We start from the raw sequence: 15411 nt of genomic DNA on the forward strand, positions 1-15411 counted from the left end.
ACTTTTCAGTGGGTTTTTTATTTACTTAATATTCTAGATTTATTTCCTTTCTAATGCTGTCGAGAATCGAAATTAGCTCTTTGCTTTTTTCAAAGCTCATTAAGGTACTTTCTGTTCTTTTTTCTTTCAACATGTTTTGAACATGAACTGCTTCAAAATTATAGCCATGCGTTGTTACCGGAAATTCTTTGGTTTCCATTTTCCCATTTTTCTGAATACTCACAGAGGAAGGTTCATGAAACCTACTGTTAATAATAACTTTAGCTGTTTCAAATCTTAAAGTTGCAGTTGTTGGTGTAGTTTCATTTATAGCACTGTAAAGATTAGCTTTAACAGCATTAGAATAAGAGAGCTGTATAGTACAATTCTCATCTACTCCAGTAGAACCAATAGTGGCCTCAGCAAAAATATCTTCAGGAATTCCTAATAATGCTAGCGATAGAAAAATGGGATAGATTCCCACATCCATCAAACTGCCTCCGCCAAGTTCCTTATTGTAAATGCGCTTTTTTGGCTCGAAGGGAGCATTAAAACCGAAATCGGCTTCCAATCCAAGGAGTCTTCCGTATTCCTTAGAATCAACTAAATTTTTCACATAGTTAAAATGAGGAAGAAATTGTGTCCACAAGGCTTCCATTAGAAAAACATTCTTCTCTTTGGCCAGAGATATCATAATTTCTACCTGACCTAGATTTATACCTAAGGGCTTTTCACAGAGCACCGCTTTTTTGTGTTCTAAGCAAAGTATGGAATGCTCAAAATGAAAGGTATGTGGAGTTGCAACATAAATAACATCTATATTTTTGTCTTCAACTAGCTCCAAATAACTACCATAAGAAAGCTTTATTTCGTGGTTTTCGGCAAATTCTTCGGCCTTATCTATAGATCTGCTGGCAACAGCATATAAAACTGCTCCGGGGACTGTAGAAGGTCTTCAGCAAATTTTGCTGCTATTTTCCCTGCTCCTAATATTCCCCAATTGTAAGTTTTAGTCGACATTGTTCTTAAGTTTGCCTGGTGAGTGAATTACACTTTGTAGGATAAGTGCTAATATCATAACTAAAGCACAGCCAACAAGATTCAGCCAAAGATAGGGTAGGACTTCAAGATGGTAAACTAAAAGTATTAAAGCTTGTGTAATAAGAGCAGCAATAAATACGGCATTACTATTTACATGTTTAATGAAAAACGCCAGTAAGAATATCCCTAAAACATTTCCATAGAAAATAGAACCAATGATGTTTACCAATTGAATTAAATTGTCGAATAAACTTGCGAAACTAGCAAAAAGGATCGCTAACAACCCCCAACCTAAAGTGAACCATTTAGACATTTTTACATAATGTTCGTCAGATCTTTCTTCAGAGATATTTCTTCTATAAAGATCTATAGTAGTGGTAGAGGCCAGTGCATTTAATTCTGAAGCAGTGGAGGACATGGCTGCTGATAAAATAACAGCTAACAATAAGCCTATTAGACCCCTGGGAAGGTTGTTGAGTATAAAATGAATGAAGACATAATCTTTATCGTTTGTTTCCAAATCGTCACTTACAGAGCTTATAAGGGCTTTTGCTTCCTCTCGGTTAGCTTCTTCTAAAGAATTGAGTTCTAAAAGTTCAGATTTATATAGATCTCGTTCCTGTTTGGATGAGCTCTCTAAACTATTGCCATATCTAATACTGGTTTCCTGTCTTTGCTGCTGAATCTCTTCATTCTTAACCATCAACTGCTGATACTCTTCGGAATATTCAGATTCCAAAACAGCTTCCTGTGCAGCGGGGTTAAAATTTAAAGGAGCTAAATTGAATTGATAAAACACAAAAACCATGACCCCAACAAGTAAAATAAAGAATTGCATAGGTACTTTAAGGATCCCGTTAAAAATTAGTCCTAATTGCATTTCCCGTACAGATCTTCCAGTTAAATAACGTTGAACCTGACTTTGATCTGTCCCAAAATAAGAAAGTGCTAAAAAGCTGCCGCCAATAACTCCGCTCCAAACGGTGTATCTATTATCCAGATCGAAAGAGAAATCTAGAATATCCAATTTTCCACTAGCGCCTGCAATATCCAAGGCATTAGAGAAACTTATGTTTGCCGGTAAATAATGAATAATTATAAAAAATGCAGCGAACATCCCTGCAAAGATCACCGCCATTTGTTGTTTTTGGGTAACATTTACAGCCTTTGTACCTCCAGAAACAGTATAAATAATAACCAATACTCCAATAATAACATTCAAGGTAGTAAGGTTCCATCCTAATACTGCCGATAAAATGATCGCTGGTGCAAATATGGTGATCCCGGCAGATAAGCCTCGCTGTATTAAAAATAGTAATGCTGTTAGAGTTCGAGTTTTAAGATCGAATCTAGATTCTAAAAACTCATAAGCAGTATAGACCTTGAGTCTGTGATAAATTGGTATAAAGACCATGCAGATAATTACCATGGCGATTGGAAGTCCAAAATAAAATTGCACGAAGCCCATTCCATCGTGGTACGCTTGTCCCGGTGTAGATAAAAAGGTGATTGCACTTGCCTGAGTTGCCATCACAGAAAGCCCAATGGTCCACCATTGTGAATCCTTACCACCACCAATGTAATCTTTTACACTATGACTCCCTTTTGTTTTGTAAACTCCATAAATGACAATAAACGCTAGAGTTCCTATTAAAATGATCCAATCTATTAATTGCATATTAAGAAAATAGGTTCATTAAAAAATAGAATAAGACTATGTAGGCTAAATTCGCTAGCAGAACTATTGAATAAGACTTTTTCCAGATATACTTTTTTGGGGTTTCCATTTATTTACCAATTGATATTAGGTTAGCAAATAATCTAAAAGCTCCGGGAACAGCATCTGGGAACTGTCTAAAAAAACTTAATCCGGTATAGATATAATGCCCTTTTCCATATTTTGCGATAAGCAAGCTTCCTTTACTACTAGCTTCATTAGTGTCATGCATAGAAAAGATTGGAGTAAATTCTGGTGCCCATGAGTCTGAAAAATACAAACCACGCTCCTGTACCCAATTTTCAAAATCTTTTGGAGTGATCTTATTTGGAGTATTTAAAACTGGATGTAGAGGATTTAAAAATTCCACTTTCGCATCTTCTTCAGTCACTCTATCTCTGGAAAGTTCTAATTTAAAGGGTGCTAAATTATCTAGAACCAATCCGCGGTTTGTATTATATTGAGAGATCAGCGTTCCGCCGTTCTCCACATATTTTATTAATTCAGCTTGTTTAAATTTTAAAATATCTACCATGTTATATGCACGAATCCCTAAAACGATCGCATCAAATTTAGCAAGTGATGCAGCACTAATTTCATTAGGATCTATTCTTACTACTTTGTACCCAATTTGCTCTAAACTTTCTGGAATTACATCTCCTGCGCCCTCTATATAACCAACTAAGTCTCCTTTTTTCTTGATATCTAATTTCACCAACTTAGTAGTAGCGGGAAGCACAAGTGTTTGTAAAGGGATATGCTCGTAATCTAATTTGATAATTTCATCCGAATAAACTTTACCTTCAATAGTGATCTCAGGAATTAAATCGGCCTCACTTTGTTCCACTGGGGGAGTAACTGTAAAGCTGAGAGTGGCAGTTCCGCCATTATTTTTTATATCGAAAATTGCCTCCTTAGGTTCAATTTTCCAAGAATCCGATGCCTTTAGATTTGCTTTTCCTTTAGCATTGTCTTGATTTGCTGTTATGGTCAAATGAATTTTTTTAGCCTCTCCATTGGTGTAAATAAGAACCTTATCATTAAAAGATGCGGCTACCGGAGGAACTATTTCAAAAGGTTGATATACTTCCCCTTTTACTGGATCTGTACTTTTATAAACTAACTCTTTTTCAAAAGTGATTATTTCATCGTAAAATTTAAGATTGAAGATGGCTTTGGTCACTCGGGGAGTTTCTGGTAAACCCACCAATTTTTTATCATCTACCATATAAGTTCCTAAATTTGGTGATTCATTAAGCCAATAAGGGGAAGTGTATTTTGCGTCTTTTGGGATCGAATAAATTAGTTTTTCTTTCCAATCCTCGTTATTGCTTAGAACCTTATTAGGTTCTGCGGAAGGGCTTCCCGGTAGCACAGTTATAGATGAGATTTCTACCGGTACGTCACTCCTGTTTATTGCTTCAAAATTAACTTCAATATATTGATTTGGAGTAGAGTAAGGCATATTACTTAAAGCTTCAATATATAAACCACTGCATGCTAAAATAATGTCTTTTATCTCTGCAGTTTTAATATTTTTCCAATAGCTATCTTCAAGATTATCGATCAATTTATAAGCTTCTACCAACTTAGGTAGGCTTTCTGAAGGATCTCTGAAATTATAATTTTTTTCAACCTCTATTAGGATTTTACCAATAGCAGCACCTCCTTTTAATCTATTCCATGAAGTGTCAATTCCTGCGAAAAGATCTCCTTTTGTTGCTGGTATTTCGCCATCAATTAATTCTACATATTCAATTTGGCTACCCCGGCTACCGCTGCTGCCAAATCCTTGAGATTTATGTTGACTTCGACTTAAAGCGGCAATTTCAGGATTCGATAATCCGTTCCAAGGGAAGTAAACTCCAGTATCAAACTGAATAAAATTGGATTTATCGGCATTGTCAAATTCATCCTGACTACCGTAGAACCAGGGAGAAGTGTTAAAATAGAGGCGGGTAGGGGAAAAGACTTCTGTGAATTCCAACTGCTCGGGATAAGAGTTTTTATTTTCAGCAAGTTTAAAGGCTTCTACACTAAGTAAAGCTGAAGCGGTATGTTGTCCATGGGTTTCGCCTGACGTACGATGATTGAATCTATTAATGATCACGTCTGGTTTAAAAGTTCGAATAGCCCAAACCACGTCTCCAAGTACCTCTTCTTTGTTCCATATTTCCATGGACTCTTCGGGGGTCTTTGTATATCCAAAATCGATGGCTCGGGTAAATCGTTGTTCTCCTCCATCAATTCTTCTAGCAGCTAATAATTCCTGTGTTCTAATAACTCCTAAAAGTTCTTTTAATTCTGGACCAATTAGATTTTGTCCTCCATCTCCACGAGTGATAGATAAATAGCCTGTTCTGGCATTTACCTCATTGGCTAGATAAGAGATTAAGCGCGTGTTCTCATCATCGGGATGTGCCGCTAAATATAGTACAGAGCCCAAAAAGTTTAACTTTTTAAGTGCTTGATCTATTTCTGCAGAATTTAATTTTTTGGGAGCTTGTGCTTGTGCTGTTATAAAGAACAAAACCAATAGAAAAGGGAGAATTTTACGCATCTGAAAATATTAGATTCAATATTTTCAAATATATAAATTTCTAAGGTGTTCTTGAGATTTAATGAATGCTAATCTAAAGGCTATCCTTCCCTTCATCCAGATATACATCTTTCTTAATAAGAGATACAGCCTTTTGCAAAATCAGGTTATTTGGATAGGTAATCAATTCTCCTTCATCATTAATAATATGGAGATGAAAAGCTTTTATATCATCTATAACGCCTTCTAAAGGCGCGTCTTTATCATGAATTCTGATTCTATCTCCAATCTTATAAGGAAACGAGAAGAATAAGATGATTCCCGAAGTAATGTTGCTAAGGATAGACCAGATAGCAAATAAGGCAACTCCAATAACTGCAAAAACAGAGGAGAAAATAAGCGAAAGATCTTTATAGCCAACTCCCCAAGCAAATGCCAGTGCGAAAACTGCAATTAAGAAGATGAGAATATTAATGTATTTAAACATTAACCGGGTTCTGGTAATATGTATTTCACTTCGCTTTCCAACGCGATGTGCTGCCTTTTTCATGGTAAACTGAATGATAAGTAGTGATACCACGATAATGGTGGTATAAACTATTTCATTCTTATAAGTGTTGAAAATTTCTATCATTAATATAAATTCAGTTCCTTACGCAAATGTAAATCATTATTGGATTTTTTATTCCAGTAATCAGATTTTAAATCTTTCATTTTTGTGGCAGTAGTGGTATAGAGTTTTCCATTTACTTTTGTTTCTTCCTGCCATTTTTCAATTTTAAAAGGAGCTATATTCGAATAATAGATTTTTAGATTCCTTTTAAGTTCAGGATAGGTAATTTTATAAACACTCCATTCGCCATCCTGATAGAATTCGGCAAGTGCCTTATAAGGTTGGGTTTCTAAATGGCCCATTCTAAGACTTTCCAAAGAGGGGATCATGTTAATATCTCCAGTTGGCAGGAGGTCAGGGTTTATTCTTAATTGGGTCCATACTTCATTTTCCAAATATGTTTTAGGTAACTCGAATTCTTTATCAGCTTCTCCTTCAAAATAAGAGTGGGAAGTTATCTCGAATTTTTCTCTGTTATTAAGTTGAATATATACATGTCCACACCATTCCTGAATAGAAGCAGAAACCTTTAACGCATGCGATTTGCCTTCCAAAGGATAAAAAGTGCTTTGCATGATTGAATATGGATAAATGCCAGTATTGAATTTCTTTGTAGCATTCAATTTTAATATTGGGATCGTCTTCTCTGTCTTGGCATTAGCCTTTACCTGAGCTTCCGGCAAAAATTCTTCAGTCACAAAGATTAGTACCGCAGTTCCTTCTCTAGATTCTCCATATCTTGATTGATCTAATTTATAGGAAGTGATCTCTGCTTCGCCATTAAACCAATAGGATTTGAAATCTTTTGAAAGATTTCTTTCGGGAAGTGAAACATCGGAAGAAGAAGCGTCTTTACACCCTGATAATAAAATTAACAAGAATATACCGTAGAAAAGAAGGCAATAATTAGTTCTCATTTAATAATATTTAAATATCTATTGTTAATATGATTATATCTATTAAAGCTAACGAATTCATTTATAATTAAATAGCTATTATTCTTTTGTCAGTTCGAGCGGAGTCGAGAACTATGGAAGTAAATAGATTGGGTTTCGACTACGCTCCACCTGACATTCGTTAGGCTAACAGATTTTTGAATACGAAACTAAATTATAAATTCAAACAAGGCTTAATTCTTATTTATATGCTAGCAATCTCTAATAAGGTTTCATAAACCAAATGCGTAGGTAGGCCAACAACATTAAAATAGCTTCCTTCCACCTTTGTTATTCCAATTAAACCGATCCATTCTTGAATACCATATGCTCCAGCTTTATCTAAAGGATGATAATTCAAAATATAGAAATCTATTTCTTCATGTGTAAGTTCCTTAAATGTCACAAATGTCGATGCATTTACCGTTTTTTGAATTTCCGTAGTAGTAAAAGTGACAGAAGTAATTACCTCATGAGTTTGTCCAGACAAAGATAACAACATCTCCTTTGCATGAGTGGTAGTTTCAGCTTTACCTAAAGCTTCATTTTTATGCCAAACAATCGTGTCGCTGGTAATTAAAATATCCTCTTTTTTAAGCTCGTGTTTAAAAACCTCTGCTTTAAGTTCAGATAGATAATCTGTTATTTCTGAGGATTTTAAGTTTTCAGGATAAATCTCTTTTATTTTTTTTACATCTATTATAAATGAGATCTTTAGATCCTTCAAGAATTGATGTCTTCTTGGAGAACCAGAAGCTAAAATGATATTATGATTTTTTAATTTTTCCTTCAGCATAACTTAGAGTAATATGAATTTATAAAGTCCAAGAGATACGATCCCTAGAAGCATGATTATTTTTAATAAGAAACTGAGTTTGGTATAATCCTTTTTAGTTTCCGCAGTCCAAATATTTATTAAGAAATAGAGTAATGGAGCTACAATTAGTAATAAGGCATATAATACCGCCCATATATTTTCAAATAGATAATTGTATAAATAATAGATTACCGCGGTAAGAGGTAAAATTCCAACCAAAAAGATAACGAGATTTGTTCGTTTTGCTCCAATTTCTATTGGAAGCGTATTTCTCCCTGCATTGTAATCCCCATTAATATCTTCCTGATCTTTCACCATTTCTCTAAGCCAATTCAGTAAAAAAGCAAAAAGCGCATAGTCTAAGACAATGGAGAAGATAGTAGATTGAGTCTGCTGATTTTCTGCAGTAATAGCTGGCAGAAGATCATAAAGTCCTACAATGATGATGCTGAAAGCAACTAACAAACTTATTACCAGATTCCCTACAATCATAATATGCTTTAAATAAGTAGCGTAGAGATATAATAGCGCGGAAATAATGATGAAAATTGCCGAAAAACCTGGTTTTCCAATAATGTTGGAAAGATAAAAGCCAAATCCAACTCCAATAATACTTAGAATTATATAGAGTGTATTAGCGCTTCCAATAGAGAACTTAGAGCCTACCTGGTTCTTATTTGGTTTATTAATTCTGTCTGTCTCAAGATCATAAATATCATTTATAATGTTTCCTGCCGCAGCAATACAGATGGTTGCCACTACTAACAAAGAAAAACCTAAACCATTTAAAGTGATACTTATTCCAAAACTATCGAACAAGCCGTATTTTATTAGGACCTGGGTAAGTAAGATCATTAATAGATTTGGAAACCTTATTAATTTCAGAAACGCTAACAGCATAGGAATATTTAAATTATACCACTTTTTAATTGAAAGTTAAAACCTTCTAGCTTTGTGAAGCATCATGATTTTGAAGCCATTTTCCCTGTACCTTAAGCACCTGCTCGATCACATCTCGTACACAACCTTTGCCCCCTTTTTTATGAGAAATATAGCGGCTGATATCTTTTATCTCTGCCGCGGCATCTTGTGGGCAACAAGGCATACCTACTAATTTCATCACATATAGATCCGGGATATCATCACCCATATAAAGTACATGCTCTGGATTTACATCGTAGATATCCATAAACTCTTTTAGCTGCTCCACCTTATCTGATACTCCAAGAAAAATATTAGTGATCCCTAGATCTCGTAAACGTTTTCTAACTCCTTCATTTTTACCTCCGGAAATTATACATACATTATAACCTGCTTTTTCTGCTGTTTTAAGTGCATAACCATCCTTAATGTTCATGGTTCTCAGTAATTCCCCCGCGGTATTTACCTGGATGCTTCCATCGGTAAGTACGCCATCTACATCAAAAATGAATGTATTAATGTGATTTAGATATTCTTTATAATTCTTTTCCATGGAGATTTTGAATAGATAGGGTTAAAAGTGAATATATTTTTTGTTGTTCCTCATTCAGTAATTCTAAGTGGGAACTAATAACTTCTTGATCATTTCTTTTTGCAGGTCCAGTCTGCGACTCTAACGGACTCATTTTTGTAACTTTTGAGGCAGTTTCTAAGATCAATGGATGTAATATTTCGAAAGGCACCTGATTATCATTACATATTTTCTCTCCTTCTGTATACATGAAATTCACAAAATTGCTTACAAATACTGCGGCAACATGAAGTGTTTTTCTTTGTTCTGAAGAGATCCCAAATACCTTTTCTGAAATTTCTGAAGCTAGCTCATTTAAAACTTTGGTGTTTTCAGCAGTATTGGCTTCAATACAAATGGGGATTTTAGAAAAATCTACTTTCTTATTTTTCGAAAATGTTTGAAGTGGATAGAACACCCCACGATTTTTGAATTTATTGAGCACTTCAACAGAAACAGCACCAGAAGTGTGTAACACCAAGGCGTTCGTCTCATTTATTTTCTGACTTATTTCCGCAAGGATGTCATCTTTTAAAGCAAGAATATAGATATCTGCAGGCGCAATTTCATTAAGATTAGTAGTAATAGCGACTTGATCATTGAATATTTGTAAGCTTTTTGGGTCATGATTATAAACCTGAATGATCTTAAAATCACCAGAATATTTATACACCTCAAATAAATGAGTTGCTAGGTTCCCAGTTCCAAAAATTACAATTCGCTTCATTCGGCTAAATTACCAAAAATTCTGAGTTTAAAATTAACATTTGTCCTTAGGAATTGCTTGTTTTTAAAGCGGTCTAACTGTTTAAATTTAGTTAAATTTGCATCGTTTTAAAGTACTCCAAATGCAAAATAAAATAGCGACTGTTATATTCTCTACCCGAATTATGGCAGTTTTGTTCATTGTCTTCGCCATATCAATGGCTTTAGGAACATTCATAGAAAGCTGGTACACCATAGAAACCGCCCGCGTCTTGATCTATAATACCTGGTGGTTCGAGGGTATTATGTTGTTCTTTGTTATCAATTTCTGCGGAAATATTATCCGGTATGGAATGCATAAACGTGAAAAATGGTCCTCCCTTTTAATTCACATGTCATTTATTTTAATTCTAGTTGGGGCTTTTGTAACCAGATATATTAGTTACGAAGGTATTATGCCAATTCGTGAAGGAGAAACCACCAATACATTTCTATCTGAAAGAACTTATCTAACGGCTTATCTAGATGGAGAAATAGATGGGGAACCTAGAAGAAGAGTAGTGGAAGAAGCGGTTCTTTTAGCTCCCGAAACAGAGAATGATATCGCTATAAATACCGATTTTAATGGTCAGAAGGTTGATATCGAGGTCATCAATTTTATTCATGGAGCAGAAGAAGGTCTAGTATTAGCAGAAAATGGTGATAATTATCTAAAAATTGTTGAAGCTGGGGATGGAGCTAGGCACGATCACTATTTAAAAGAAGGAGAAATAGCTAATATCCACAATACACTATTTACGCTGAACAAGCCTACAGATGGTGCCATAAATATTGAAGTAAATGAAGCAGAGGGAACCTATCAATTAAGATCTCCATTTGAAGGAGATTTCATGAGAATGGCAGATCAATTTAAAGGAAAGGTTGTGGCAGATAGTACTCAAGCTTTAATGCTAAGATCTCTTTATAATGTAGGTGGAATGCAGTTTGTAATTCCTGAACCAATGGCAAGGGGGAATTACGAAATTATTCCTACGGAAGTCAAAGCTCCAACGCAACTCAATGCAGTTACTTTAAAAGTTACTTCTGGAGGAGAATCTAAAAGCATAAGTATGTTAGGGGCTAAAGGTGTTGTAAATCCACCTAAGAATTTAAAAGTTGGCGGTTTAGATATCTACCTTAATTATGGTTCTAGAGAAATGGAATTACCATTTTCTATTAAGTTGAATGATTTTATTGCCGCAAAATATCCTGGCACCGAAGATAATCCCACTCCTAGCTACGCTTCTTTTAAAAGTAAAGTAGATGTTATAGATGATAAGGGTTCAGAACCATATGAGATTTTTATGAACCATGTACTGGATAAGGAAGGATATAGATTTTTTCAAGCCTCTTTCGATCCAGATGAAAAAGGGACTGTGCTATCCGTAAATCATGACTTTTGGGGAACTTGGATCACTTATATTGGATATTTCTTATTGTATTTAGGTTTAATGTTGATCTTATTTGACAAAGGAAGTAGGTTCGGAAAATTGAAGGAGATGTTAGATAAAGTGAAAGAAAAGAAAGCAGCCCTTACACTAGTAGCTGCATTATTTTTGAGTTTTGGATCTGGATTCGCACAGGATAATACACAAGAAACAGATCATGCTCATGTAACATCTAACAAGGCTAGAGTAGATTCTATGATCCAAAGTTCTGCTGTAAAAGCAGAACATGCAGCTAAATTTGGAAAATTGGTGATTCAGGATGCAGGTGGAAGAATGAAACCAGCGAATACTTTTTCTTCTGAATTATTGAGAAAACTTAGCAAGAAGGATTCTTACGAAGGTTTAAATGCAGATCAGATCTTAATCTCCATGACAGAGAATCCTGCACTTTGGTATAATGTTCCTTTAATATATGTAAAACCTAATAATGATAGTATCCGGCATATTGCGGGCGTAAGCGAAGAAGAGGAATTTCTTGCTTTAACTAACTTTTTCGATGCTTCAGGGTCATACAAACTTTCACCATATTTAGAAGGAGCTTATAAAGCGAGTGTTCCAAATCAGTTTCAGAAGGATTTTATAGAAACAGATAGAAAAGTAAATTTACTATATAATGCTTTACAAGGTAAAGTCTTACGAATTTTCCCTATTCCAGAAGATGAAAATAATAAATGGATCTCTTTTCCGGAGGTAGCCGAATCGAAATTAACAGGAATGGATTCTGTATATGCAAGACAGATCTTACCAATTTATATGAATGCACTTCGGGAATCTAGAGCCACTGGAGATTATACGAAGTCTGATGAGTTATTAGAAAGCATAACTGGATATCAGAAAAAGTTTGGAGCAGATGTAATGCCTTCAGAAGAAAAAATCAACGCAGAAGTACTTTATAATAAATATGATATTTTCCGCAGTTTATTTATGTGGTATATGTTTGCAGGCTTGATAATGCTTGTTCTTGTAGTTGCCCAGATCTTTAAAGATTCTAAAATAATAAGAGTCCTGATCAAAACCAGTGCGTTTGTGATCTTGTTACTTTTTATTGTTCATACTTTAGGGTTAGCTGCTAGATGGTATATTTCTGGACATGCTCCATGGAGTGATGCTTACGAATCTATGATATACGTTGCTTGGGCTACGATGTTCTTTGGTCTAGCCTTCGGAAGAAAAAGCTTTTTAACCATTGCATCTACCTCTTTTGTAACGGCAATGATCTTAATGATCGCCCACTGGAACTGGATGGATCCTGCTATAGCTAATTTACAACCTGTACTGGATTCTTATTGGTTAATGATCCATGTATCGGTTATTGTGGGGAGTTATGGACCTTTTACCTTGGGAATGATCCTAGGAGCAGTTTCGCTTATCCTTATGATCCTTACTACGGAAAAGAATAAGGTAAAAATGAAATTAAATATTAAAGAGATCACTATAATTACTGAGATGGCTTTGACTGTTGGACTTGTAATGCTGACTATTGGAAACTTTTTAGGAGGACAATGGGCCAATGAAAGTTGGGGAAGATATTGGGGATGGGATCCAAAAGAAACTTGGGCTCTGGTTAGTATTATGGTATACGCCTTTGTAATTCATATGCGTTTAGTACCGGGATTAAGAAGCCGATGGTTCTTTAATTTAATGGCTATCATTGCTTTTGCTAGTATTATGATGACTTACTTTGGAGTGAATTTCTATTTAGCAGGTTTGCATTCATATGCGAGTGGAGATAAAGTAATCACACCAACGTTCATCTACTACGCAGTTGCGGGAGTAGCTGTTCTTGGAGCTGTTTCTTACTGGAAATATAAAAAATACTACGCTAAGTAGTTTTTAAAAATTATAACTTAAAAAAAGCCTGCTTCATTTAGAAGCAGGCTTTTTTTATTTTTAATGTTTCTCGACTCATTAGAAAGGATAAAGTATTAAATTGATTTGTCACACTGAGCCTGTCGAATTGTGTTCTTATATCTGAGCAGGCTTCGACAAGCTTTGCCAGACTTTTTTACTGTCATTTTGAAAGCAGAGAAGTGATTTGATTAAATTCATTTTGGATTTATTCATTGAGATCTCTCCTTCGCAGGAAGGACAAAGTATTAAATCGATTTGTCACACTGAGCCTGTCGAATTGTGTTTTATATCTGAGCAGGCTTCGACAGACTCAGCCTGACATTTCAGCTGATTATATTAGAGATTTAAAACGAAAAAGCCACCTCTTTCAAGGCAGCTTTTAATATTATATAAATTGAAAATAGGAATTACTTCAAACCTCCTACCATATCTTCAGGTTTAACCCATTCGTCAAACTCTTCTTCTGTAACATAACCTAAATTCACAGCTTCCTGTTTTAAGGTCGTTCCATTTGTGTGAGCAGTATTTGCGATCTCAGCAGCTTTATAATATCCGATTTTCGTGTTTAAAGCAGTAACCAACATTAAGGAATTATCTAATAATTCTTTAATTCGTTTTTTGTTAGGCTCAATACCTTTAGCACAATGCTCATCGAAAGAAGCACAAGCATCTCCAATTAATTGAGCACTTTGTAAGAAGTTTGCGGCCATTACTGGCTTAAATACATTCAATTCAAATTGGCCCTGCATTCCACCTACGCTTATAGCAACATCGTTCCCCATAACTTGTGCACAAACCATAGTTAAGGCTTCACATTGCGTTGGATTCACTTTTCCAGGCATTATAGAAGAGCCCGGCTCATTCGCAGGAATACTTATTTCTCCAATTCCACTTCTTGGACCAGAAGAAAGCATTCTAATATCGTTTCCAATCTTATTCAATGAAACCGCTAATTGCTTTAAGGCACCATGAGATTCAACAAAAGCGTCGTGTGCTGCAAGCGCTTCAAATTTATTAGGAGCAGAAACGAAAGGAAGACCAGTGAATTTAGCTATAAATTCAGCTACTCGTTTAGAATAGCCCTTTGGTGTATTTAATCCAGTACCCACTGCAGTTCCACCTAAAGCTAATTCAGCTAAGTGCGGAAGTGTATTTTCTAAAGCTTTAATTCCATGATCTAGTTGCGCAACATATCCACTAAATTCCTGCCCAAGGGTTAGGGGAGTGGCATCCATAAAATGGGTACGGCCAATTTTCACTACGTCTTTAAATTCTTCTGACTTCTTTTTTAAAGTGTTTCTTAATTTTAAAATACCAGGCAAAGTAACTTCACTCACTTTTTTATAAGCAGCAATATGCATTCCAGTTGGAAACGTATCGTTAGAGGATTGTGACTTATTTACATCATCATTAGGTTGTAAAGTTTTCTCACCTTCTCCAATAATTTTTCCAGCTAATTGATGTGCGCGATTAGCAATGACCTCATTTAGGTTCATGTTACTTTGAGTACCACTTCCAGTTTGCCAGATCACCAATGGAAATTGATCATCATGCTTCCCAGCAAGGATCTCCTCACAAACCTGTGCTATATAATCTCTTTTTTCTACAGGAAGAGCTCCAAGCTCACAGTTAGTAAATGCAGCAGCTTTTTTTAGATATGCAAAACCATATACTATTTCTAGCGGCATACTCCCCGGTGCACCAATTTTAAAATTATTTTTAGAACGTTCTGTTTGCGCTCCCCATAATTTATCTGAAGGAACCTTAACTTCCCCCATAGTGTCTTTCTCTATTCTGTAGTCCATAATTTTTTTCGATTAGTTTACAAATTTACAGTTTCAAGATTTTTATCTCCTGAATTTTAATACAAATTTTTAAGTTTTTCTATTGAATATCTCTTTTACTATGTATTTAAAGATTATTTGATTTTTCTGCTAAAAAATGAAATTTTATTTGGCAGAACGCATTAAGACTTACTATCTTTGCTTAGATTTAAAAATCTTCAGAAAATATGTTTGAATTTGATCAGTATTTAGGCTTCTTAGCATTTCTAGTTATTTTAACCATGGGATTTTGGTTAATGATATTCTTGGTAGCAATCGTTCCTTATTGGATAGGTGGTTCTGTTACTGAACTTTTTAAAGAAATGAGAGAAAAAAGAAAAAAGGAAAAGGAGTTGAAATCTTAAGAATTTCACCTCTAATTTCTTAAATATAAAAAGGATACAGTAATTAT

At 35.0% G+C, this 15411-nt stretch carries 12 protein-coding genes; 2 read left to right on the plus strand and 10 right to left on the minus strand.

Annotated elements, in window-relative coordinates; genetic code table 11:
- Positions 1–25: 25 nt before the first annotated feature.
- From BC962_RS05805 to BC962_RS05845, 9 genes are all read right to left on the minus strand, one after another.
- A complete protein-coding gene (locus BC962_RS05805; protein ID WP_317127955.1) occupies positions 26–883 on the minus strand; it encodes a Gfo/Idh/MocA family protein in 858 nt (285 codons plus the stop codon).
- A 105-nt stretch (positions 884–988) separates the two neighbouring features.
- A complete protein-coding gene (locus tag BC962_RS05810) occupies positions 989–2698 on the minus strand; it encodes a sodium:solute symporter (protein ID WP_121344979.1) in 1710 nt (569 codons plus the stop codon).
- Positions 2699–2807: 109 nt separating this feature from the next.
- Positions 2808–5297 (minus strand): PIG-L family deacetylase, encoded by a 2490-nt coding sequence (locus BC962_RS05815; protein ID WP_121344980.1) that lies wholly within the window; start codon positions 5295–5297, stop codon positions 2808–2810.
- 73 nt (positions 5298–5370) lie between these two features.
- Positions 5371–5910 carry a mechanosensitive ion channel domain-containing protein gene (locus BC962_RS05820; RefSeq protein ID WP_121344981.1) on the minus strand — a complete coding sequence of 180 codons (540 nt, stop codon included), beginning with the start codon at positions 5908–5910 and terminating at the stop codon, positions 5371–5373.
- Complete coding sequence (locus tag BC962_RS05825) at positions 5910–6806, minus strand: septum formation inhibitor Maf (RefSeq protein ID WP_245984075.1); 897 nt, start codon at positions 6804–6806, stop codon at positions 5910–5912. Before BC962_RS05825 ends, BC962_RS05820 begins: the two co-directional genes overlap by 1 nt.
- Before the next feature lie 223 nt (positions 6807–7029).
- Positions 7030–7620: a Maf family nucleotide pyrophosphatase gene (locus BC962_RS05830; protein WP_121344982.1), complete on the minus strand. Its 591-nt coding sequence runs from the start codon at positions 7618–7620 to the stop codon at positions 7030–7032.
- A gap of 3 nt (positions 7621–7623) precedes the next feature.
- Positions 7624–8541, minus strand: a complete 918-nt coding sequence (locus BC962_RS05835; protein WP_121344983.1) for a geranylgeranylglycerol-phosphate geranylgeranyltransferase — start codon at positions 8539–8541, stop codon at positions 7624–7626.
- 46 nt (positions 8542–8587) lie between these two features.
- Positions 8588–9115, minus strand: coding sequence for a KdsC family phosphatase (locus BC962_RS05840; protein WP_121344984.1), 528 nt, complete (start codon positions 9113–9115; stop codon positions 8588–8590).
- Positions 9099–9860: a Rossmann-like and DUF2520 domain-containing protein gene (locus BC962_RS05845; protein WP_121344985.1), complete on the minus strand. Its 762-nt coding sequence runs from the start codon at positions 9858–9860 to the stop codon at positions 9099–9101. The genes BC962_RS05840 and BC962_RS05845 overlap by 17 nt, the downstream gene beginning before the upstream one ends.
- A gap of 121 nt (positions 9861–9981) precedes the next feature.
- On the opposite strand from BC962_RS05845, the gene ccsA reads away from it, so the two are divergent.
- Positions 9982–13155, plus strand: a complete 3174-nt coding sequence (gene ccsA / locus BC962_RS05850) for a cytochrome c biogenesis protein (RefSeq protein WP_121344986.1) — start codon at positions 9982–9984, stop codon at positions 13153–13155.
- Positions 13156–13583: 428 nt separating this feature from the next.
- Here ccsA and fumC read toward each other — a convergent pair whose 3' ends face one another.
- Positions 13584–14981 carry a class II fumarate hydratase gene (gene fumC, locus BC962_RS05855; protein ID WP_121344987.1) on the minus strand — a complete coding sequence of 466 codons (1398 nt, stop codon included), beginning with the start codon at positions 14979–14981 and terminating at the stop codon, positions 13584–13586.
- 206 nt (positions 14982–15187) lie between these two features.
- Here fumC and BC962_RS16325 point away from each other — a divergent pair, with 206 nt between their 5' ends.
- Positions 15188–15364, plus strand: a complete 177-nt coding sequence (locus BC962_RS16325; RefSeq protein ID WP_183075458.1) for a hypothetical protein — start codon at positions 15188–15190, stop codon at positions 15362–15364.
- The last annotated feature ends 47 nt before the right edge of the window (positions 15365–15411 follow it).

This window comes from Gillisia mitskevichiae, from assembly GCF_003634585.1.
In the GTDB taxonomy this organism is placed as follows: Bacteria; Bacteroidota; Bacteroidia; order Flavobacteriales; family Flavobacteriaceae; genus Gillisia; species Gillisia mitskevichiae.